We start from the raw sequence: 20,117 nt of genomic DNA, 5'->3' as shown, positions 1-20,117 counted from the left end.
CCGCGCTCACAGGGAATGTCCAGCAGCCCCTCGGGCAGGAGCCGGTGAGCGTGCAGGAAGGTCGCAGCCGACGACCAGCCTGCCGTCATCGTCGCTTGGTCTCCTGATGTCATGGAGTTGGGCCTGACGGACCAGGGGCTGCCGGTCCTGCTCGGCGTCCTCGCCGTCATCGTCTTCGTCGTCGTCGCGGCGGACTGGCCGCACCCGCGCCGCAGGGCCGTGCGGGTCGCGGTGCGGGCCGGGCAGACCGTGGTGCTCAACGCGCTCGTGCTGCTGCTCGCCGGCGTCCTCCTCAACGACCAGTACCTCTTCTACGTGTCGTGGGCCGACCTCTTCGGATCGGGCGCCGACCAGGTGGGCCACGTCGTCACGGCCGGCGACCCCCACGCGGGCGGCACCGTGCGCCTACGCGCGGCGCTCCACGGCTCGGCGGTCCTCCCACCGCTGCCGAGCCCGGGACAGCGCGTACAGACCTACACGATGACCGGCGGGCGCTCTGGTCTGACCGGGCAGGTGATCGTCCTGCTGCCCAAGGGCTACGACCTCGCGAAGGCCACGACCTACCCCGTCATCGAGTCGCTGTCGGGCTACCCCGGCACGCCGCGCTCCAACTTCCACGGCTTCGCACTCGACACGACGTTCCAGGATCTCGTCGACCGGCACACGGTGCGAGCCCCGATCATCGTGATGCCCCAGATCAACACCCCCAACTCGCTCGACACCGAGTGCGTCAACGCGCCCGGGCGCACGGGCCTGCAGACCGAGACGTGGCTGGCGCAGGACGTGCCGCTCTGGACCGCCGCCCATTTCAGGGTGGCCGTCCAGCGCACGTCGTGGGCCGCGATGGGCTTCTCGTACGGCGGCTGGTGCGCCGCGATGCTGGCCATGCACCACCCCGAGACCTACGGCGCCGCGATGTCGCTCATGGGCTACTTCCGACCCGAGTTCGGGCCCGCCTACGACCCGCTGACCAGGGGCGTCGGCAGCTACGACCTCGCCCACCTGGCCCGCACCGCCCCGCCGCCGGTGTCGCTGTGGCTCATGGCGAGCAAGGACGACCCGACGGCCTACCCCCAGCTCGTGGCGTTCCTCAAGAGCGTGCGGGCCCCGATGTCGGTGACGTCGGTCGTGCTGCGCACCGGGGGTCACCGCGTCGACACGATTCCCCCGGTGCTGCCCGGGATGCTGGCCTGGCTGCGCGGGGCGTTGCCCGGCTTCACCCCCTGACGCCGTCGGGCACCGGCACCCGTCGGCCGAGGCGTGCGAGAACCCGCTCCTGACGGTCGGCGCCCTGCGTCGGCGACACGCCCGGACGGCATACGCCCTCGTCGTAGAGGTGGTCGCCGAAGCCGTCGGCCGACTGCTCGACGACGTCGAGCTCACCGTCCGTGAAGCGTTCGTCGAGGCCCGCCGCGGCGGCGACGTCCCACCGGTGGACGAGCAGGTCGAAGCCGTGGAAGTCGACGAGCGACCGACCGACCGTCGTGGTGCCGAAGACGCCGTCGTACGCGTGGTCGCGCACCTCGGGTCTCGCGAGGAGCTGCTGCACCCGCTCGTCGTGCTGGTGCCACGCCGCAACCGGGTCGCTCGCCACCGTCGGATCCGCACCCGTCGACGCGAGCGCGATGCCGCGCTCGGCGAGGAAGCCGCGCTGGGACGACATGACGTGGTCGAGCACGTCCCGCGCAGTCCAGCCCTCGCAGGGACTCGGGGCGTTCCACGCTGCTGCAGGCAGCCGGTCGACGACGGCGGTGAAGGGCGCGGCTCGGCGCGCGTACGTGGCGAAGATGTCGTTGGAGGTCATGCCGACGACGGTAGGCAGCCCGTCGTCGGTGGGTCTTGATACTTTCCGACACGTGACGACCTCAGCGGGCGCTCCCGGGGGGCGCTCGTCGGCGCGGGACGACATCGAGCGCGCCCACCTCGTCGACCCCACCGACCGCACGTGGTCGATCTCGCGCGCCTCCGTGTCACCCGCTCTCGCCGACCTCGCCCGGCGCTTCTGGATCCCGGTCTGGGACGTGCCCGAGGGACACGACTCCGAGCAGCACGTGCTGCAGTACCCCGTCTGCCTCATCGTCGTCTCCGACACGTACGCGCGCTTCTACGGAGTCGTGTCAGGGCTGTCGCGCACCGCTCTCTCGGGCCGCGGCTGGGCGGTCGGGCTCATGCTCCAGCCGGCCGCCGGCCACCTGCTGACCGGAGCGCCGGTGCGCGAGATGACCGACCGCTTCGTCGATCTCTCGACACTCTCGACTGTCGACGGCGCGGGCCTGACCGCCGGCATCCGGGACGCCATGACGCCCGACCCGTCATCGCCCGCGGCGCAGGCAGAGGCTCGCGAGCTCGTCGAGGCGACGCTGGCCCGACTGCTACCGGTCGACGAGGAGGGTCTCCTCGTCAACGCCATCATCGAGGACGTCGAGACCTCGCCCGAGCTGCTTCGCGTGGACGACCTGTGCGCGAGGTTCGACATCAGCGAGCGCACACTGCAACGCCTGCTGCACAAGCGGATCGGGCTCGGGCCCAAGTGGCTCATCCGGCGTCGCCGGCTCCAGGAGGCGGCCGACCGGCTGCGTGACTCCGACGCCGAGCTCGCCGGCATCGCAGCGGAGCTCGGCTACGCCGACCAGGCCCACTTCACCCGTGACTTCAGGCTGGCGACCGGTCTGACGCCGGGCGAGTTCGCGGCCCGGTTCCGCTGAGGCGCAAGGGCACTCACTCACGAGCTGCTGCGTGCTCGCCGTCGGCGTAGCGGTCGAAGGCAGCGGCCCAGAGGCGCGCGAACACCAGCCGGCCCAGCGGACCGTGGTGCAGCACGAACAGCATCGGCTTCTGCAGCGGACGCGCCCCGGTGCTCTCCCACCAGGCGTGCGCACGGCTCCCACCGGTCGGGCGCGGCTCAATCGTCAGCGTCCCGCTACCGCCCCCGCCGTAGCTGCTCTCCTCCACCGTCCACCGGACTACCGAGGGATCCGACCAGTCGTAACGACTCACGACCCAGAACGGTGAGCCCGGGCTGCTCTCCCGCGCGACGGCCCAGGTGTCCCCCAGCCCGCGCACCTCGTACGCCTTGGGGTCGAGCGTGCTCCAGATCTGGGGCCGGCGTTCGCTGAAGTCCGTGAAGGCGCGCAGCACCTGCTCGGGCGTGGCCTTGGTCTCGACGTCGAACCGCACCCCGACATTCGAGCACGCCTGTGTCGCAGGGGTCCAGAGCCGCGCGAGGATGGTGGCATGAGCACTCGGGTCACCATCCAGTACTTCGACGGCTGCCCGGGCTGGACGGTCGCTCGCGACAACCTCGCGGCCGCAGCCCGTGAGCTCGGCGTGACGCTGGACCTCTCCGAGCAGCAGGTGGAGACGGTCGAGGACGCAGAGCGACTCGGCTTCGTGGGCTCGCCCACGATTTTGCTCGGCGGCGTCGACCCGTTCCGTCCCCCGGACGCTCGACCCGCGCTCGCCTGCCGGCTGTACCCCACTCCGGAGGGTCCCTCCCCCTCCCCCTCGGTGGCCCAGCTCGTGGCTGCCATCGAGGGCGCGGGGCTGGCCCCAGGGGTATCTCCTCACTGAGACTTCACCAATTCCATTGCTACGCATGGGATTTGCCGTGGACAACTCTTCTCTGCCTGTTCGAACACCTGTACGATAGAGGCATGGGGAGCACGCAACAGATCGAACAGGACTGGGACCACGTCGCATCCCTGGCCGCCGACCTGCACGACGCCCACGCCCGCCTCGTCGACTTCGTCACCACCGTCCTGACCGACGGCTCCTGGCAGGCCGCCGGACTGCGCTCACCCGAGCACTGGCTGATGCTGCGCGCCGGGCTCTCCCGCGGACAAGCCGCCGCGATCCTGCTGCTGGCCCGCCGCGCCGACGAGCTGCCCGCCACCACCACCGCCCTACGCGAGGGCCGGATCAGCCTCGACCAGGCCGCCGTCGTCGCCCGCCACACCCCCACCGCCTTCGACACCACCGCCGCCGAGTTCGCCCAGCACGCCACCGTCACCCAGCTGCAACGCACCATCCCCCGCTACGACTTCACCCTCCAGCCCGACACCGTCGACGAGACCGGCAACCCCCTCCCCGGAGAAGTCCCGCCCGGCGAGCGGGAACTCGGCACCGAGCCCGAGCCCGAGCTCGTCGAGCCGGCAACCCTCACGATCGGCTACACCGACGGCCGGTTCCGGCTGCGCTACGACGCCCCCGCCCACCTCGGCGCCCTCGTCGAGGCCGCCCTCGCCGAAGCCAAGGACCACCTCTTCCACACCACCAGCAGCACCGCCACGAAGCACGACGGTGACGTCCTCGACCCCGACCACCACACCACCGACGGCGGCCCACCCCGGATCACCTGGGCCGACGCCCTGACCCTGCTCGCCACCCGCTCCCTCGACACCGCCCGCACAGGTGCGAGTGGCTCCGGCGCAGCCGGCCGACGGGCCCGGTACCGCGTCCAGGTCCACCTCGACACCGACGGCGGCTGGCTGACCGGCAGACCCCGCCTGCCCCGGCACATCATCGACGGCCTCACCTGCGACGGCACCCTCACCCCCGTCTGGGAAACCGCGGGCCACCCCGTCAACGTCGGCCGCGCCCACCGCGTCGTCCCCCACCGCACCCGCACCCTCGTCCTCGACCGCGACCGCGGCTGCCGCTTCCCCGGCTGCCCCACCGCCACCACCGGCCACCTCGAGATCCACCACCTCACCCACTGGCGCGACGGCGGACCCACCGACCTGGCCAACCTGCTCGCCCTGTGCCCCTTCCACCACGACGGCCACCACCGCGGCGAGCTCACCATCACCGGCGACCCCACCCGACCCGACGGCCTGACCTTCACCACCCCACACGGCCTGCACATCGGCCCACCCCAACCACCACCGAGACCCAGACCCCGACCGAGCCGAGAACCACGCCCACGCCCACGCCTCGGACGGCGCTACCCCGCCCCCACCGGCGACACCCTCCACCTGCACCTCGTCGACCTCACCCCCACGTGACGAGAAAGACCCCGGCCCGGGGCCAAAGGTTTTCTTGAGGCCGCCCCCCTACGGTTCCCGTGCCGGTGGTGGTGGCATGGACGGCGAGGGTGGAGGTGGGGCCGCGTGCTTGGACAGCTGGTGATGGCCGGCGTCTCTCACGTTCGTTCGGAGCAGGCACTCCTCGAGGGCACGGCACTTCGACCTACCGACGCGCCGGCGTTCCTGGACGAGCTCCGTGCCGCCGGCTACGAGGAGACGGTCGCCCTCTCGACCTGCAGCCGGACCGAGCTGTACGCCGTCACCGGAGCCGGACGGACGGGTCCGGCAGGTCTGATCGACCTGCTGTTCGGTCGCGTGGGTCCGGACCGCGCCGCCGCCGAATCTGCCGTCGAGGTGCGCTCCGGGTCCGAGGCCATCGGGCATCTCTTCAGGGTGACCGCGGGTCTCGAGTCACGGGTTGTGGGCGAAGCCGACGTCCAGGTCCAGGTGCAGCGCGCCTTCCGTGCAGCCCAGATCGCGGGCACGGCAGGACCACTGCTCGAACGACTCTTTCCCGCCGCGCTGCGCAGCGCGAAACACGCGCATGCCCAGACCGAGCTCGGGAAGCTGAACCGCTCGCTCGCGCGGCGGGCGGTCGACATCGGGTTGGAGCGTCTCGCCGGCGCGGCTTCACCTCGCACGTTGGTCGTCGGCTCGGGACAGATGGCCGCCGCGGCTCTCGCCCGACTGACCGAGCTCGGCCTGTCGGCCCGGGTCGCCGCCCGCAACGAGCTCTACGCCGCCAAGCTGGCGGGCCGGGGCGCCGTCTGCTCGCTCGACGACCTGGTGACCGAGATCAGCCGGACAGACCTGCTGATCTGCACCACCTCGGCAGCACAGCCCGTGGTCACCGCCGCCCACGTGGACGCTGCGCTGCTCGGCCGGCCCGACGTCTTGACCGTCGTCGACCTGTCGGTCCCCCGAAATGTCGATCCGGCAGTGGCGAGGGCCGGACGGGTCCAGCTCGTGGAGCTCGAGGCCCTTCATGACGACGCCCGCCGAGACCCCGCGACGCGTGCCGCCGTGCTGCACGCCGAGGCGCTGGTCGCCACCGCGGCTGGTCGCGTGGTGGACGACCTCGCCGCGCGGGCCGTGGGTCCGCTCATCGAGGCACTGCACGAGCAGGTCAGGCGGCAGTGCCGCGACACACTCCTGCGTCGCAGACCGGACCTGTCCGCAGAGGCCGCTGAACATGCGGCGAACGCGCAGGCCGGCCGGCTGGTCCACGCGCCCACGCTCGCACTCCGCACGGCAGCCGCCACGGGGGATCGAGCAGCTGTCCAGCGGATCGCAGCGTCGCTCGGGCTGGCGCCTCCGGCCGCGACCTGACCCGAACGTCACGCTGAGCGGTCGGGGTCCGGCTCATCGGGGGTCTGGGTGGACGCGCGTCGCGTGCCCTCGGGGTCCTCAGTGCGCTCGTCGGACTCCTCGAGGATCGCCCGGGCCTGCGCCTCGGGGTCTTCGCTGCCGGCCGCCTGCTCCTCCGGCAGGAGCTCGGCACGGGTCTCGATGCGGTCCTGCTCGGGTTCACTTCTCTCGGGTTCCTGACTCATCACCCGACGGTAGCCGTAGATGCGTCCCTAGAATCCGGACCGCGGCGAGGCGCGGGTCTGGCGCGCACTGGACCGGACCATCGACGAGGCACGTGTGCAGCGGGCAGTCGGCGGCGACGTGCTGCCCGCGGGCGTCGAGCTCGGGTTTGGCGCGACGGGATCCGACCGTGACGACGTCAGCTACGGCGTCACCGACCCTCCCGGCACCAGGGGCGCGGCCGCTCAGTCGATGCCCGAACCGTACGACCTCCCGTGACAGGCCCCTGACAGGCCATGACAGGTCCCGTCAGGCGCGCACCGGCAGCAGGACGCGATAGGTGCGCGTCCTCGCGACGCCGGTGCACGTGCCCGCAGCACCGGCCGCGGTCGTGAACCGAGCCGTGACCTCAGCCGGCACGGACCTGGCGGTGACCGACGAAGGCAGCTGTACGCGTACGGCCGTGTAGTCCGTCGCCGCGGCGGCGAGCCGGTCCTCGCGGTAGAAGGACGAGAAGGCCTTGGTGGTCCAGGGGTAGGCGACGGTGGCCCCATCGGCGGCGACCGTGACCGACACCGCGCAGACGGCCGCGTCCGAGGTCCACGGGATCTTCACCCACGACTGCTCGCCCGGCACGAGCGCCGCCACCTCACCACTGACCGGGCGCAGCCCGGACACGTCCCCGACCGCACCGCTGGCAGTGGCCTGGACCGTGAGCTCACCCGTCGCGCCGGCCCCGGTCGTCGCGCCAGCGTCGGCGGCCCCGGGAGCGGGGGCCTGTCCACATTCTCCGGACCGGTCCGCAAGGACCGTGCCGTGAAGCAGCAGGAATGGCGCAAGGTCCGCACAAGCGCCACCCCGACGGGCACCGGACCCCGGGCTCAGCTGGCGAGCACGTGCGCCTTCCCGTGGGTCTGCCGCCGCAGGGCAGCCGCCGTCTCGGCCGCAACGGCGGTCGCGAGGCCTGCTGCCGTGTCGCCGACCGGCTCGGGCACGATGTGGCTGACGATGCCGCGCTCGGCCAGGTCGAGCACGCCGACCTGCTGCAGCTCGGCCATCTCGGCGGCGTGCGAGACGTCGCCGTGGACGATGACGCTCGCACCCTCCGGCGGCAGCGGCGACAGCCAGGCGTGCTCGGCCGCGATGACCTCGCGGGCCGGAAGCAGCGCGAGGGCCCCGCCGCCGCAGCCTTGCCCGAGCACGACGGACACCGTGGGCACGGTCATCGTCGTGAGGGTCGCGATGCAGCGGGCGATCTCGCCGGCGATGGCGCCCTCCTCGGCGTGCGGTGACAGCTCGGCACCCGGGGTGTCGATGACCGTGACGAGCGGCAGTCCCAGCTCCTCGGCGAGACGCATCGCCCGGCGCGCCTCGCGCAGCGCGCCCGGCCCCATCGGGGTGGACGGCGTCTGTCGCGACCGGTCCTGGCCGACGAGGACGCACGGCTGACCGTCGAGGCGCGTCAGGGCGACGAGCATCGTCGCGTCACGCTCACCTTCATCGGTGCCGTTGAGCCGGATCGTGCTGCTGGCGCCGTGGCGCAGCAGCTCGCGCACGCCGGGGCGGCTCGGGCTGCGCGTCAGCTCGATCGACTCCCAGGCGGTGAGGTGCCGGCTCGGCTCGCCCTCGCGCAGCTCGAGACGCGGCACGGTCGGGCCGTCGACGAGCACGCCGAGCGCCCGGTCGACGAGCATCGGCAGGTCCTCCGCGGCCACCACCGCGTCGAGCACGCCCTTGGCCGTGAGGTTCTCGGCCGTCTGCACGTCGCGCGGGAACGTCTCACCGTTGAGCGCCTCGTAGACCTTGGGCCCGAGGAAGCCGATGAGGGCCCCGGGCTCCCCGACGGTCACGTGCCCCAGCGACCCCCACGAGGCGTACACGCCGCCGGTGGTGGGGTGGCGCAGGTGCACGAGGTAGGGCAGGCGCGCGGCCCGGTGCGCCATGAGCGCCCGCGAGATCTCGACCATCTCGACGAAGGCGGGCGTGCCCTCCTGCATGCGGGTGCCGCCGGAGGCGGTCGACGCGAGCACCGGCAGCCCCTCGGTCGTCGCCCGACGCACCGCCGAGGTGATGCGGTGCGCGGCAGCGCGGCCGATCGACCCGGCGAGGAAGCGGAACTCGTTGACCACGACGGCGACCGGTCGGCCGCGCACGAGGCCGCGCCCGGTCAGCACCGACTCGTCGGTGCCGGCCCGCTCTGCCGCTGCCTCGAGCTGGAGCCGGTACGCCTCGGGCTGGCCGCTGATGTCGATGGGCTCGTCCCACGACTCGAAGGATCCGGCGTCCAGCACGAGGTCGAGCAGCTCGTGCGCGGTCCACGGTCGGCGCGCCATCACTCCTCCTTCAGCCAGGCGCGGATCGCCGCGCCGTCCTCGTCGAGGGTGGGCGGCGCGGCGTGGTCGCGACGCGTCACCTCGGTGCCGTCGCCGTCGAAGAAGCGCAGCGGCGGCCCGGGCAGGGTGAGAGCTCCGAGGGTCGGGTGCTCGACCTCGACGAGCAGGCCCTGGCTCGCCGTCTGGTCCCACGCGTACACCTCGTCGAGGGTGCGCACCTTCCCGGCAGGCACGCCGACCTCGGCGAGCCTCGCCAGCAGCGGCTCGGCATCCCAGTCCGCGAAGACGCCCTCGAGCACCTCGATGACGCGCGCCCGGTTGGCCACGCGCTCGGGGTTCGTCGCCAGTCCCTCGGCCGCCGGGTCGAGCCCGAAGGCCGCACAGAGCCGCTGCCACAGCCCTTCGCTGCCGACGGCGATCTGCACCGAGCCGTCGCGGCAGTGGAAGAGGCCGTAGGGGACGATCGACGGGTGGTGGTTGCCGGCCGACCGGCCCACCTCACCGGCGACGGTCCAGCGGGTGCCCTGGAAGGCGTGCACGCCGACGACCGACGCGAGCAGCGAGGTGCGCACGACGCTGCCCTTGCCCGTGCGGTGCCGCTCGTTCAGAGCCGCGACCACGCCGTACGCGCCGTACATCCCCGACAGCAGGTCGGCGATCGGCACCCCGACACGCTGGGGGTCGTCGGGCCCGGAGCCGGTGAGCGACATGAGGCCGGCCTCGCCCTGGGCGATCTGGTCGTAGCCGGCCCGGCCGCCCTCGGGCCCGTCGTGGCCGAAGCCGGTGATCGACAGGACGACGAGGCGCGGGTTGCGCTGCAGCAGCGACTCGATGCCGAGCCCGAGCCGCTCGAGCACACCGGTGCGGAAGTTCTCGACGACCACGTCGGCGCGGTCCACGAGGGCGAGCAGCACGTCGCGGTCGGCCTCGTCCTTGAGGTCGAGGGTGATCGACTCCTTGTTGCGGTTGGCCGAGAGGAAGTACGTCGACTCGCGCCGCCCCTCCTCGCCCACGAAGGGCGGGCCCCAGCCGCGGGTGTCGTCCCCGCGGCTGGGCGCCTCGACCTTGATGACCCGGGCGCCCTGGTCGGCGAGCATCATCGTCGCGTGCGGACCGGCGAGGGCCCGCGAGAGGTCGACGACGACGACGTCGGAGAGGGGGCCGGGGCCGGGTTTGCCTGGGGTCATTCGTTCACCATCCGGGGAGGATCAGGGCGGCCCACACGAGCAGCGGCCCCGCGAGGACCACGATGACGCTGTAGGTGAGGATCTGCTTGTAGTACACCGGCTCGCTGATCGTGTCGGGGCGGTTCGCGAGCATCAGGGCCCCGTTCGTGGAGAACGGGCTGACGTCGACGATGGTCGAGGCGACCGCGAGGGCCGCGACGAACGTGGCCGCCCCGATGCCGCCGCTGCTGATGAGTGGGACGGCGATCGGGATGATGACCGGCAGCAGGGCGGTCGAGCTCGCGAAGGCGGAGACGACACCGCCGACGTAGCAGAGCACGAGCGCGCCGATGACGACGGCGCCCAGGCCTGCGGCCCAGTTGCCCACGAACTCGGGCGCCTTCGCCTCGGTCAGCACGGCGGCATACGTGCTCACACCGGCGACGAGGAGGACGGTCGGCCACGCGACCTGCTTGATGGCGTCCTTGTGCTGGTTCGGCGCGAGCATGGCGAGGATGACGGCGGCCGTGATCGACACGAAGCCGATGTTCTTGTCGAACGCCAGCGCGATGACGGCGACGAGCGTGAAGGCGACGAGCGTCAGCACCTGGTCGCGCTTGACGCCGAGGGCCTGCGTGCGGGTCGCGGTGATGGTGCCGGTGCCGCGGGTGGCGACCCCGACGCCGCCGTGGTGCAGGTCGTCGGTGATCTCCTCGTCGGTGATCGGGCCGTCGATGTCGTCGGCGCGCAGGTTCATCAGGCGTCGCCCGCCGAGCACGAGGAAGAGGATGAAGGCCATCGCGAGGTTGACGAAGAAGCTCGCGAGGAAGACGGTCATCTCGCTCGACGGCAGGCCGTTGTCCTTCATCACCGAGTTGGTGATCGTGCCGTAGATGCTGATCGGCGAGAAGCCGCCGCCCTGCGCGCCGTGCACGACGAACATGCCCATCAGCAGCGGGTTGATCTTGTAGCGGCCGGCGAAGCCGAGGGCGATCGGGCCGATGATGGCGCACGCGGCGGGGCTCGCGGCGCCGATGGCGGTGAGCAGCGCCGTGACGAAGAACATCACCCACGGGATGAGGGCGACGCGACCGCCGACGGCCCTGACCGCCGATCTGACGATGAGGTCGACCGTGCCGTTGTTCTTGGCGATCGCGAAGAGGTAGGTGACGCCGATGAGCGTCAGGACGAGGTCGCCACTGACGCCGGCGAGGATCTCCTTCTCGCTGAGCTGGAGTGAGTAGACGCCGACGAGCCAGGCGGCCACGTAGGCCAGGGCTCCCATGTTGATCGGCAGCAGCGTGCCGATCACGAAGAGTGCGACGAGCGCGATGATCGAGACCCATTCCGGTCCCATTGGTGTCCTCCGTCGGTCGCGGCCAGCGCGCCTGGTTCCACGCCCTTGTGACGAGGCTCATGGCTGGCTCAGTGGCCTAGCCAATAGGTCAATGGGCCGACTGTCAATAGAGTGGCCCCATGTCGACATCTGGCATGTCCCGCCTCACGCGCACCCGGCTCTACGAGCAGGTGGCCGAGCAGATCACCGCTTGGATCGACGAGAACGGTCTCACGGCCGGCGACCGGCTGCCCCCCGAGCGAGAGCTCGCCCAGCGCCTCGGCGTGAGCCGCGCGACACTCAGCCAGGCCCTCGTCGCCCTCGAGGTCATCGGGGTCGTCACGGTGCGCCACGGCGACGGGACGCTCATCGCCGACGCCCCTGCGCCGCGCCGCATCGTCGAGGCGATCCGCGCGCACGCGCACCGACTCCCCGAGATCATCGAGACCCGCGACGCCCTCGAGACGAAGATCGCCGCGCTCGCCGCGACCCGCCACACCGCCGACGACCTCGCCCGCATCGACGAGGCGCTCGACGACATGGAGCGCGACGTCGAGGCCGGTGGTCGCGGCGTCGAGGGCGACGAGCGCTTCCACGGCGCTGTCACGGCCGCGGCCCACTCGCTGCTGCTCGCCCGGCTCATGGACGAGATCCGCGACCTCGTCCGTGAGACCCGCATCGAGTCGCTGAGCCAGCCCGGCCGTCCCGCAGACTCCCTCGCCCACCACCGCGCCATCGCCAGGGCCATCCGGTCCGGCAACCCCGAGGCGGCCGCTGCCGCCATGCACGCGCACGTCGTCATGGTCAGCGACGTCGCCGTGCTGCGAGACGGGTCGTGACGCCGCTCGAGATGCTCGCCGTGCTCGGCGCGGGTCTCGGCGCCGGCCTCCTCACCTCGACGGTGGGCGTGGCCTCGCTCCTCAGCTTCCCGGTGCTGCTCGCGGTCGGGCTGCCACCGGTCGTGGCCAACGCGTCCAACACGGTCGGTCTCGTGCCCGCCGGTGTGAGCGGCACCTTCGGCTACCGCGAGGAGCTGCGCGAGCACCCCCGCGTCACGTGGACCGTCGTCGTCACGTGCGCCCTCGGCGCCGTGGGCGGGGCCGTCCTGCTGCTCGCCCTGCCCTCGAGCGTCTTCGAGGCGGTCGTGCCGTGGCTCATCCTCTTCACCTGCCTGCTCGTCGGCGTGCAGCCGTGGATCGCGCGCTGGCTGAGGACCCGTGGCGGCGACGACGCGGGGCCGCGCACCCGGATGGGACCGGTCACGACGGCCTTCGCCCTGTTGACCGGCGTCTACGGCGGCTACTTCGGCGCCGGCTCGGGCGTCATGATGGTCGCCGTGCTCGGGCTCGGCCTCGACATCGACCTGCGCGTCGTCAACGGTCTCAAGACGCTGGCGATCTTCGCGGGCAACGTCGTGGCCGGGGTCATCTTCGTCGCCGTGGCCGACCTCGACTGGCGCGCGATCGCGCTGCTGGCGTCGGGGTCGGTCGTCGGCGGCTACGTCGGCGCCCGCGTCGGACGGCGCCTGCCGCCCACGCTCTTCCGCGTGCTCGTCGTCCTCGCAGGTGTCGTCGCGGCCGTGCTGCTGCTGCGCTGAGGCACGTTCCCGCTGCGCCCTCTGGCGATCGAGGTATGCCGTCGCGCCCCCTCGCGACGGCACACCTCGACCCAGCGGCGCCGCGTCAGTGCGCCGAGACGGTGGCAGGCTCGGACGGCTCGGACGATGCGGACCGCTCGGAGACGTGGACCTCGGCCGTCGACATCTTGCGGCGGATCCACGGCACGAGCGCGAGCAGCACGCCCGCGACGACGAGCGTGATGACGCCGTTGACGACGTAGAACGTCGCGTCGCTGAGGCCGCCCATGGCCTGGATGAGCTGGGCCGCGATCGCCTGCCCGGCGGAGCTCGCGAGGAACCAGAGCGCCATCGCCTGGCTCGCGAAGGCCCGCGGCGCGAGGCGCGTCGTGGCCGACAGGCCCACGGGCGAGAGGCACAGCTCGGCGACCGTCTGCATGACGAAGACGCCACCGAGCACGTAGACCGGGGCGGTGTTGCCCTGGTAGCCGGCGAAGGCCCAGGCCATGGCGAGCGCCGACAGGCCGATGATCGTCACACCGAGGGTGAACTTCATCGGCGTGGACGGGAAGCGCCCGGCACGCCGCGTCCAGATCCAGCCGAAGACCGGCGCGAGGAGCACGATGGCCAGCGGGTTGATCGACTGGAACCACTCGGGATTCACCGCGACGCCGGCCGTCTCCTTGACCGTGTTGTCGGCCGCGAAGATCGCCATCTTGCCCGCGGCCTGCTCGAAGATCATGAAGAAGAGCATCGCGCCGACCCACAGCGGCAGGTACGCGGCGAGGTGCGACTTCTCCTCGCGCTCCACCTTGGGGCTGCGGAACATCATCGTGAAGTACGCGATGGGCGTGGCGACCGCGACGATCGAGATCGCGTCGATGACCTGGTCGAGCACGGTGTCGCGCCACAGGCCGGCGAGGGCCACGACGGCGACGAACGCGACGAGGATGCCGACGGCGAGCGCGCCGACACGGCTGCGCTCCTCCGGGGCCAGCGGGTTGGGCACGTCGTCGACGGTGCTGCCGAGGGCGCGGCGCCCGACGACGAACCAGGCGATCGCGATGGCCATGCCGACGGCCGCGGCCGAGAAGCCCGCGTGGTAGCCGTAGTGCTCACGCAGCCAGCCGACGACGAGCGGCGAGAAGAACGAGCCGATGTTGATCGACATGTAGAAGATCGAGAAGCCGCCGTCACGGCGGGCGTCGTCGGCACGGTAGAGCGTGCCGACCATCGCCGAGACGTTGGGCTTGAGCAGACCGGTGCCGAGCGCGACGAGCGCGATGCCGAGCCACGCCGTCGCGGCGGTCGGCAGGGCGAGGCACACGTGACCGGCCATGATGACGACCGCGCCGTAGAGGGTCGATCGGCGGGCGCCGAAGACGCGGTCGGCGGTGAAGCCGCCGATGATCGAGAGCAGGTAGACCGAGGCGCCGTAGATCGAGACCACGGCCGCGCCGGTGGTCTCGTCGATGCCGAGACCACCGTTGGCCGCCGTGTCGACGAGGAAGTACAGCAGGATGGCGCGCATCCCGTAGTAGGAGAAGCGCTCCCACAGCTCGACGAAGAAGAGGGTCGACAGGCCCCGCAGGTGGCCGAAGAAGGCGCGGTCGCCGGGGTCGGCGCCCCGTTCCGGGGTCGGCGGACGGTCTGAGGTCTGTGTGGACATGCTTCGCTCCCAGCCCCTCGTGAGGGCAGTCGGACGGTTGGACAACCCGTCCAAACTAGGTGGGCCCCCTCGCCCGACTCAAACCGTGGACGTGCGGGCGACCCCTCGGCGCAGGGCGAGCGCGTCCTTGACCAGGCCGGTCGCGAGGGCCGCCCCGACGCCCTCCCCCGCACGGATGCGCAGGTCGAGCAGGGGCTCGAGACCGAGCTCGTGGAGCACGGCGGCGTGGGCCTTCTCACGTGAGCGCTGGCCCGCCACGAGGTGCGCCGCGACGGCGGGCTCGGCCCGCACGGCCGCCAGCGCGCACACCGAGGTCGCGAGCCCGTCGAGCACGACGACTCCCCCGGCCTCGGCGGCACCGAGCACGACGCCGGTGAGCACGGCGAGCTCGCCACCGCCGAGTCGCCGCACCGCCTCGAGCGGGTCGAGAGGCTCGTCGGCGCGCGCGGCGGCGCCCACTCGTTCGAGAGCCCGGGTCACGACGTCGCGCTTGCGATCGACCATCGCCGAGTCCGCCGACGAGCCGCGCCCGACGACCGCGTCGGCCGAGAGGTCGAGGAGCGCGGCGGCGACCGCGGCCGCGACCGTCGTGTTGCCGACGCCGACCTCGCCGAGGGCAACGGGACCGCCCGGCGCGAGTGCGCGACCGCGCTCGCGACCCAGAGCGAGCAGACCGGCATACGTGGTCTCGTCGAGTGCATCTTCGTTGACGAGATCACCTCTGCTGCAGCCGATCCCGGCGTCGATGAGCTCGACGTCGAGCCCAGCCGCGGCAGCCGCGACGGCGCCCATCGACGTGCCCTCGCGAGTGGCGCGGGCGACGTCGGCGGTGACCGACGGGTCGAAGGCCGTGACGCCGTATGCCGTCACGGCGTGGTCGGCGGCCGCGACGACGAGGGTGCCCCCGCCGTCCACGGCAGGCAGCGCGGTGACGCGGTCGAGCACCGAGTCGAGGACGCCGAGCGAGCCGGGCACGGTGAGGAGGTCGTCCGACCGGTCGCGAGCGCCGACGACGTGCGCCTGGTCGGGGGCCCGCAGGTGCGAGGTCGGGGCGTCGCGCTCGGTCCACCGCTCGCGCATGACGACCTGCTCGAGCGGCAGGCGCCTGCTCCAGCCGGCCCGCTCGAGACCCGGCTCGGGCGGGCGCTCGTCGGGCCAGCCGAGGCAGAGCCAGCCGAGGGTCTCGACGCCGTCGGGCAGCCCGAGCAGCTCCTTCAGCTCGTCCGGCTCGAAGAGGGTGACCCAGCCGAGGCCGAGGCCGTGGGCGCGGGCCGTCAGCCACATGTTCTCGATGGCAGCCGCGCACGACCAGAGGTCGGCGTCGGGGAAGGTGGCGCGACCGAGCACCCCGGCCGCCGGGGTGCGGCGGTCGCACGCCACGACGACGCCGACCGGGGCCTCACGGATGCCCTCGAGGCGCAGGTCGAGCAGGCCGCGGGCCGACTCCTCGGCCATGCCGGCGGCCTGGCGCAGCCGGCAGCGGTCGGCCATGAGGGCCGCGGTGTCGCGGGTCTGCGCCTCGGTGACGACGACGAAGCGCCACGGCTGGCTGTGCCCCACCGAGGGCCCGCGGTGGCCGGCGGTGAGCACGGCCGTCAGCACATCGTCGGGCACCGGGTCGGGGCGGTAGCGCCGGATGTCGCGGCGGGCGCCGACCACCCTCTCCAGCGATGCGAGGTCGTCGGGCATCGCCCACGCGTCAGGCGCCTGGGCGCGCTCGGCCGCGGACGTCGCGTCGCCGATGGTCGGGACGGGCCTCCGGTAGCTCACGCGGCGACTCTAGTTCGGGGCGGTCTCGACCCACCCGCGGGTCGCGCCGAGCACTCGGCTCCCGTCGGTGTCGGCGAGGGACAGTCCGACGAACGCGGTCGCCCCCGCCGAGGTCTGCCAGCGGAACCGGTACTCGCTCGACAGGGCGGCGTCGGCGATCGCGATCGCCGCGTCGCGCGAGCTCTGGGCGCCCGCGAAGGCCCCGGCGGTGCGGGCGAGGTAGGCGGAGAGCTGGGCGGCATACGGGTCGTCGGGCACCTCGTCGGCCCGGGCCACGTTGCCGACGAAGTCGCTCGCGACGGCAGCCGGCTCGACGACCGAGACGTGTACGCCGTGCGGCAGCATGACGACGGCCAGCGACTGCATGAAGCCCTCGACGGCGAACTTCGCGCCGCAGTAGGCGTCGGCGAAGGGCTGGCCGACCGCGCCGCCGACGCTCGTCACCGTGAGCACGGTGCCCGCACCCGCCTCGCGCATGTGTGGCAGCGCGAGCTTGGTCAGGGCGACCGGGCCGAGGTAGTTGACCTCGAGCTGGTCGCGCACGTCGGCGATCGAGAGCTGTTCGGCGGTGGCGACGGCGCCGCGGCCGGCGTTGTTGACGAGCACGTCGATGCGCCCGTGGTCGGCGACCACCCCCTCGACGCAGGCACGGGCGGCCTCGTGGTCGGTGACGTCGAGGGCGCGCACGTCGAGCTCGACGCCCGCCTCGCGCGCGGCATCGGTCAGGGCCGTTGCCCGGGAGGGGTCGCGCATCGTGGCGACGACGGTGAGGCCGCGCCTCGCCAGCTCGACGGCCGTGTGCAGGCCCATGCCGGAGGAGGTGCCGGTGACGAGGGCGACCCGGGCCGTCGACGGGCTCTGCTGCTCGCTCATGCCGCGACGCTACGCCGGGCGACGGTCACGCGTCGACGTCGTCGAGGCCCTCGATGACGATCTCGAGCAGGCGCGCGAGCTCGTGGCGCTCGGGGGTCGACAGGCCGCGCAGGGTGTCGCTCTCGACGACGTTCGACTCGCGGACCGCGGCGCTGAAGAGGGCCCAGCCGTCGGTCGTCAGCGACACGAGCGTGCGGGTGCGGTTGGTCTCGTCGGGGCGTCGCTGCACGAGGCCTCGGCCCGACATCTTGTCGAGGCGGTGCGTCATCGACGACGGCGCGACGTTGGACAGGTCGGCGAGCTGGCTCGGGGTGAGGCACGTGTCGCCGGCGCGGGCGAGGGCGGCCAGCACCGACCACTCGCCCTGGGTGAGGTCGAGGTCGGCGAACTGCCGCACGTACCACTGGTCGAGCTTCTTCGTGACGGCGTAGACGGCCGTGATGACGCGCTGGACCGACTCCTCGCCGCCGGCGGCGACGTAGGTGGCGACGTCGGCCGCGTGCTCCTGCTGGGCGGACCGCCGTCGCTTCGCTGCCATGGAACCGCATTGTTCCATCCCTGCGCGCACTGCTAATGTTCGACATCGAACTTCGAATACGAAATATTCGAGGTCGAAACTGCGTTGTCGAACGCGTCCCCGAAACCCAGACCCCCGAAGGGTGTGAATCCCGTGCGCACCAAGCTCCTCGTCCTCGCGTCGTCAGTCGGCATGCTCGGATGGGGAACCGTCCTGCCCTACCAGTACGCGTACGCGGCCAACACCCGCGGCTGGGGCGCCCTCGCGGCCGCCCTCGCCAGCACCCTCTTCTCCGTCGGTGCGCTCGTCGCGGCGCCGTTCGCCGGGCGGCTGAGCGACCGGTTCGACCCGGTCGTCGTCGCCGTCGTCGCCAAGCTCGTCGCCGCGGCTGGCGTCGGCAGCCTGGTCTGGGCCGACGCGCCCGCCACCTTCCTCGCCGGCATGTTCGTCTTCGGCTTCGGCCTGACGGCGTCCGGCCCTGCCGCGTCGGTGCTCGTGCTGCGCTGGGCCGGCAGCGACGACCGCCGCAAGGTCTTCGCGTACAAGTTCACGGGCGAGGCGATCGGCATGGCCGTCGGTGCCTTCGTCGCCGGCCAGTTCGTCGACCTCGCGCGCCCGGACGGCATGACGGCCGCCTTCGTCGCCGCCGGAGTGGGCTTCGCCCTGTCTGCCGTGACCATCCACCTGGCCGGCATCGGCGCCCCCACCGAGGTCGCGTCCGACCTCGCCGCGGGTGAGGCGGAGCAGCGGCTCGGCACCGTCGAGGCGCTGCGCCGCATCTTCGCGGTGCCCGCCCTGCGCTGGACCGCCGTCGTCACCGTCGCCCTGGCCCTCGGCTTCTACGCCCAGTTCGAGTCGGGCCTGCCCGCGTACGCGTTGACGGTCCTCCACGTCGACGAGTCGGCCATCGGGCTGGCCGCGGCCGTCAACTGCATCGTCATCGTCGCGCTCCAGGTCGTCGTGGTGCGGCTCACCGCGCGGCGCAACGCCGCCAGCCTGCTCATGGTCGTCGGCGGCGTGTGGACGCTGTCGTGGGTCGTCCTCTCGGTCGCCCAGCTGACCCCCGACGTCGCGGCCGCCCTCTTCGTCACGACGTTCGGCATCTTCGCCGTCGGCGAGACGATGTACGCGCCGGTGCTGAACCCGCTCACCGCGAGCCTCGCCCCCAAGGGCCTCGTCGGCACGACGCTCGGCACCTTCACCGCGATCCAGACCACCTTCTCGGCCGTCGGCCCGCTCGTCGCCGGCGCCCTGCTCGGCCTCGGCCTCGCGAACGGGTTCCTCGGGCTGCACCTCGTGATCAGCCTCGTCGCCGTCTACGGCGCCTGGCGGCTGCGCGCCGCCCTGCGCACGGGCGCGACCCCGCCGGCCCCCGTCGCCGAGCCGGCGCCTGCCGTCGAGGCCGCCATCGAGCCCGTCGCCCGGCCGGTCGCCACCCCCGCCTGACCCGCACTGTCAGGCGGGGGCGGCCACCGGGGTGAGCAGGCAGCGACCGGCGAGCCCGACGCTCCGGTCGAGCCGGTCGAGGAGCTCGGTGCGCAGCGGCTCGACGCCCTGCAGCTCCCACAGCACTCGGGCGTTGGTCCAGGCGGCGTCGCGCGCGCGGGCGATGCTCCACGAGCCGACGAGGTTGGTCACCGGCGCCGCGACCGCGTCGAGCTCGAGGTGGATGCCGTCGAGGAAGGAGCGGCGCACCTGCTCCTGCACCGACTCGAGGATGCCGCTGATGCGCTGGTAGTCGGCCTCGACCCCGGCGGCGTCGAGGTCGGTGCCGAGCTGCCGGCACGTGCGCACGAGCGCGAGCGGCAGGTCGTGGTTGATGTGCGCGTTCATGCCGGCGATCGCGAACTGGATCGAGAGGATGCCGGGCGTGGCACGGCACTCCACGAGCGGCGCCCAGGCGTGTGGGGGGTCACCCGCGGTGAGCGCCTCGAGGTAGAGGCCGGCGAACACGACGTCGAGCCTCGTCATGAACCGCCCGTCGGCGAAGTCGTCGCCCGCCACGCGGTCACGCACGAGCTCGGTGACGTGCACGTACATCTCGTGGAACGCTCGCACCCCGTCGCCCTCGGGCAGCGTCGCACCGGCCGCGCGCATCCGGTCGAGCACCTCGTCGATCGTCACGGCCTGGCCGGCAGGCGTCGGCTCGGGACGGCCGCCCAGGCGGGTGCGGACGGCGCCGACGAGGTCGCTGAACCAGCCCATGCGTTTCTCCTATGTCAAGCCGCTGCCGTGAGGCAAGGGGCTTGACGGTTGTGGTGGTCGGCGGTCAGGAGGTTGAAGACGGTTCGTGCGAGGCGTCGTTTGAGGCAGCGGAGGGCTT

Annotated in this window: 21 protein-coding genes; 9 read left to right on the top strand and 12 right to left on the bottom strand. The window is 72.6% G+C overall.

What is annotated here, in order from left to right; genetic code table 11:
* The first annotated feature begins 111 nt into the window (after window positions 1–111).
* The gene (locus ACXR8F_RS20850) at window positions 112–1,227 is read left to right on the top strand and encodes an alpha/beta hydrolase (protein ID WP_458803443.1); all 1,116 of its coding nucleotides are present in this window, start codon (window positions 112–114) and stop codon (window positions 1,225–1,227) included.
* Here ACXR8F_RS20850 and ACXR8F_RS20845 read toward each other — a convergent pair.
* Complete coding sequence (locus tag ACXR8F_RS20845) at window positions 1,217–1,804, bottom strand: TIGR03086 family metal-binding protein (RefSeq protein WP_458803441.1); 588 nt, start codon at window positions 1,802–1,804, stop codon at window positions 1,217–1,219. The two genes, ACXR8F_RS20850 and ACXR8F_RS20845, sit on opposite strands and share 11 nt — an antisense overlap.
* A gap of 52 nt (window positions 1,805–1,856) precedes the next feature.
* On the opposite strand from ACXR8F_RS20845, the gene ACXR8F_RS20840 reads away from it, so the two are divergent.
* The gene (locus ACXR8F_RS20840; protein WP_458803439.1) at window positions 1,857–2,705 is read left to right on the top strand and encodes a helix-turn-helix domain-containing protein; all 849 of its coding nucleotides are present in this window, start codon (window positions 1,857–1,859) and stop codon (window positions 2,703–2,705) included.
* 13 nt (window positions 2,706–2,718) lie between these two features.
* Here the strand turns inward: ACXR8F_RS20840 and ACXR8F_RS20835 are convergent, their stop codons facing one another.
* A complete protein-coding gene (locus tag ACXR8F_RS20835; RefSeq protein WP_052677103.1) occupies window positions 2,719–3,177 on the bottom strand; it encodes an SRPBCC family protein in 459 nt (152 codons plus the stop codon).
* 57 nt (window positions 3,178–3,234) lie between these two features.
* Here ACXR8F_RS20835 and ACXR8F_RS20830 point away from each other — a divergent pair, with 57 nt between their 5' ends.
* The 3 genes from ACXR8F_RS20830 to ACXR8F_RS20820 all read left to right on the top strand — a co-directional run bounded on the left by ACXR8F_RS20830 (window position 3,235) and on the right by ACXR8F_RS20820 (window position 6,353).
* A complete protein-coding gene (locus tag ACXR8F_RS20830) occupies window positions 3,235–3,570 on the top strand; it encodes a hypothetical protein (RefSeq protein ID WP_045188650.1) in 336 nt (111 codons plus the stop codon).
* 83 nt (window positions 3,571–3,653) lie between these two features.
* Window positions 3,654–5,003, top strand: coding sequence for an HNH endonuclease signature motif containing protein (locus tag ACXR8F_RS20825; RefSeq protein WP_458803436.1), 1,350 nt, complete (start codon window positions 3,654–3,656; stop codon window positions 5,001–5,003).
* A 105-nt stretch (window positions 5,004–5,108) separates the two neighbouring features.
* Entirely contained in the window at window positions 5,109–6,353 is a 1,245-nt protein-coding gene (locus ACXR8F_RS20820; protein ID WP_458803433.1) for a glutamyl-tRNA reductase, read from the top strand.
* Window positions 6,354–6,361: 8 nt separating this feature from the next.
* Here the strand turns inward: ACXR8F_RS20820 and ACXR8F_RS20815 are convergent, their stop codons facing one another.
* Entirely contained in the window at window positions 6,362–6,577 is a 216-nt protein-coding gene (locus tag ACXR8F_RS20815) for a hypothetical protein (RefSeq protein WP_045188698.1), read from the bottom strand.
* Between the two features lie 94 nt (window positions 6,578–6,671).
* On the opposite strand from ACXR8F_RS20815, the gene ACXR8F_RS20810 reads away from it, so the two are divergent.
* Entirely contained in the window at window positions 6,672–6,833 is a 162-nt protein-coding gene (locus tag ACXR8F_RS20810; protein WP_458803431.1) for a hypothetical protein, read from the top strand.
* 30 nt (window positions 6,834–6,863) lie between these two features.
* On the opposite strand, the gene ACXR8F_RS20805 is transcribed toward ACXR8F_RS20810, so the two are convergent.
* The 4 genes from ACXR8F_RS20805 to ACXR8F_RS20790 all read right to left on the bottom strand — a co-directional run bounded on the left by ACXR8F_RS20805 (window position 6,864) and on the right by ACXR8F_RS20790 (window position 11,410).
* Complete coding sequence (locus ACXR8F_RS20805) at window positions 6,864–7,232, bottom strand: hypothetical protein (RefSeq protein WP_458803429.1); 369 nt, start codon at window positions 7,230–7,232, stop codon at window positions 6,864–6,866.
* A gap of 203 nt (window positions 7,233–7,435) precedes the next feature.
* A complete protein-coding gene (locus ACXR8F_RS20800; protein ID WP_045188639.1) occupies window positions 7,436–8,887 on the bottom strand; it encodes a carboxyl transferase domain-containing protein in 1,452 nt (483 codons plus the stop codon).
* Window positions 8,887–10,074 carry a CaiB/BaiF CoA transferase family protein gene (locus ACXR8F_RS20795; protein ID WP_458803426.1) on the bottom strand — a complete coding sequence of 396 codons (1,188 nt, stop codon included), beginning with the start codon at window positions 10,072–10,074 and terminating at the stop codon, window positions 8,887–8,889. Before ACXR8F_RS20795 ends, ACXR8F_RS20800 begins: the two co-directional genes overlap by 1 nt.
* Window positions 10,075–10,078: 4 nt before the next feature.
* The gene (locus ACXR8F_RS20790; protein ID WP_045188635.1) at window positions 10,079–11,410 is read right to left on the bottom strand and encodes an SLC13 family permease; all 1,332 of its coding nucleotides are present in this window, start codon (window positions 11,408–11,410) and stop codon (window positions 10,079–10,081) included.
* Window positions 11,411–11,529: 119 nt separating this feature from the next.
* Here ACXR8F_RS20790 and ACXR8F_RS20785 point away from each other — a divergent pair, with 119 nt between their 5' ends.
* Both ACXR8F_RS20785 and ACXR8F_RS20780 read left to right on the top strand, forming a co-directional pair.
* Window positions 11,530–12,228 (top strand): FadR/GntR family transcriptional regulator, encoded by a 699-nt coding sequence (locus ACXR8F_RS20785; RefSeq protein WP_458803424.1) that lies wholly within the window; start codon window positions 11,530–11,532, stop codon window positions 12,226–12,228.
* On the top strand, window positions 12,225–12,986 hold the full coding sequence (locus ACXR8F_RS20780; protein WP_458803422.1) for a sulfite exporter TauE/SafE family protein: 762 nt from the start codon (window positions 12,225–12,227) through the stop codon (window positions 12,984–12,986). The genes ACXR8F_RS20785 and ACXR8F_RS20780 overlap by 4 nt, the downstream gene beginning before the upstream one ends.
* 85 nt (window positions 12,987–13,071) lie before the next feature.
* Here the strand turns inward: ACXR8F_RS20780 and ACXR8F_RS20775 are convergent, their stop codons facing one another.
* The 4 genes from ACXR8F_RS20775 to ACXR8F_RS20760 form a co-directional block, all read right to left on the bottom strand.
* A complete protein-coding gene (locus ACXR8F_RS20775) occupies window positions 13,072–14,634 on the bottom strand; it encodes a peptide MFS transporter (RefSeq protein ID WP_458803420.1) in 1,563 nt (520 codons plus the stop codon).
* 78 nt (window positions 14,635–14,712) lie between these two features.
* Complete coding sequence (gene bluB / locus ACXR8F_RS20770) at window positions 14,713–16,404, bottom strand: 5,6-dimethylbenzimidazole synthase (RefSeq protein ID WP_458803418.1); 1,692 nt, start codon at window positions 16,402–16,404, stop codon at window positions 14,713–14,715.
* Between the two features lie 9 nt (window positions 16,405–16,413).
* Window positions 16,414–17,277, bottom strand: a complete 864-nt coding sequence (locus ACXR8F_RS20765; protein ID WP_458803416.1) for an SDR family oxidoreductase — start codon at window positions 17,275–17,277, stop codon at window positions 16,414–16,416.
* Window positions 17,278–17,302: 25 nt separating this feature from the next.
* On the bottom strand, window positions 17,303–17,815 hold the full coding sequence (locus ACXR8F_RS20760; protein ID WP_045188623.1) for a MarR family winged helix-turn-helix transcriptional regulator: 513 nt from the start codon (window positions 17,813–17,815) through the stop codon (window positions 17,303–17,305).
* Window positions 17,816–17,947: 132 nt separating this feature from the next.
* On the opposite strand from ACXR8F_RS20760, the gene ACXR8F_RS20755 reads away from it, so the two are divergent.
* Window positions 17,948–19,240: an MFS transporter gene (locus tag ACXR8F_RS20755; protein ID WP_458803414.1), complete on the top strand. Its 1,293-nt coding sequence runs from the start codon at window positions 17,948–17,950 to the stop codon at window positions 19,238–19,240.
* Between the two features lie 9 nt (window positions 19,241–19,249).
* Here ACXR8F_RS20755 and ACXR8F_RS20750 read toward each other — a convergent pair whose 3' ends face one another.
* A complete protein-coding gene (locus tag ACXR8F_RS20750) occupies window positions 19,250–19,999 on the bottom strand; it encodes a DUF5995 family protein (RefSeq protein WP_458803412.1) in 750 nt (249 codons plus the stop codon).
* Window positions 20,000–20,117: the final 118 nt, after the last annotated feature.

It is taken from the genome of Terrabacter sp. AAH1, from assembly GCF_054456855.1.
Note: the sequence above shows the minus strand (reverse complement) of the source record. Positions and strands in the feature narration are given on the sequence as shown.

Coding starts and splice junctions, on each gene's coding strand:
- ACXR8F_RS20850 (WP_458803443.1), top strand. CDS start 112: ATGGAGTTGGGCCTGACGGACCAGGGGCTGCCGGTCCTGCTCGGCGTC.
- ACXR8F_RS20845 (WP_458803441.1), bottom strand. CDS start 1,804: ATGACCTCCAACGACATCTTCGCCACGTACGCGCGCCGAGCCGCGCCC.
- ACXR8F_RS20830 (WP_045188650.1), top strand. CDS start 3,235: ATGAGCACTCGGGTCACCATCCAGTACTTCGACGGCTGCCCGGGCTGG.
- ACXR8F_RS20825 (WP_458803436.1), top strand. CDS start 3,654: ATGGGGAGCACGCAACAGATCGAACAGGACTGGGACCACGTCGCATCC.
- ACXR8F_RS20815 (WP_045188698.1), bottom strand. CDS start 6,577: ATGAGTCAGGAACCCGAGAGAAGTGAACCCGAGCAGGACCGCATCGAG.
- ACXR8F_RS20800 (WP_045188639.1), bottom strand. CDS start 8,887: ATGGCGCGCCGACCGTGGACCGCGCACGAGCTGCTCGACCTCGTGCTG.
- ACXR8F_RS20795 (WP_458803426.1), bottom strand. CDS start 10,074: ATGACCCCAGGCAAACCCGGCCCCGGCCCCCTCTCCGACGTCGTCGTC.
- ACXR8F_RS20790 (WP_045188635.1), bottom strand. CDS start 11,410: ATGGGACCGGAATGGGTCTCGATCATCGCGCTCGTCGCACTCTTCGTG.
- ACXR8F_RS20785 (WP_458803424.1), top strand. CDS start 11,530: ATGTCGACATCTGGCATGTCCCGCCTCACGCGCACCCGGCTCTACGAG.
- ACXR8F_RS20775 (WP_458803420.1), bottom strand. CDS start 14,634: ATGTCCACACAGACCTCAGACCGTCCGCCGACCCCGGAACGGGGCGCC.
- ACXR8F_RS20765 (WP_458803416.1), bottom strand. CDS start 17,277: ATGAGCGAGCAGCAGAGCCCGTCGACGGCCCGGGTCGCCCTCGTCACC.
- ACXR8F_RS20760 (WP_045188623.1), bottom strand. CDS start 17,815: ATGGCAGCGAAGCGACGGCGGTCCGCCCAGCAGGAGCACGCGGCCGAC.
- ACXR8F_RS20750 (WP_458803412.1), bottom strand. CDS start 19,999: ATGGGCTGGTTCAGCGACCTCGTCGGCGCCGTCCGCACCCGCCTGGGC.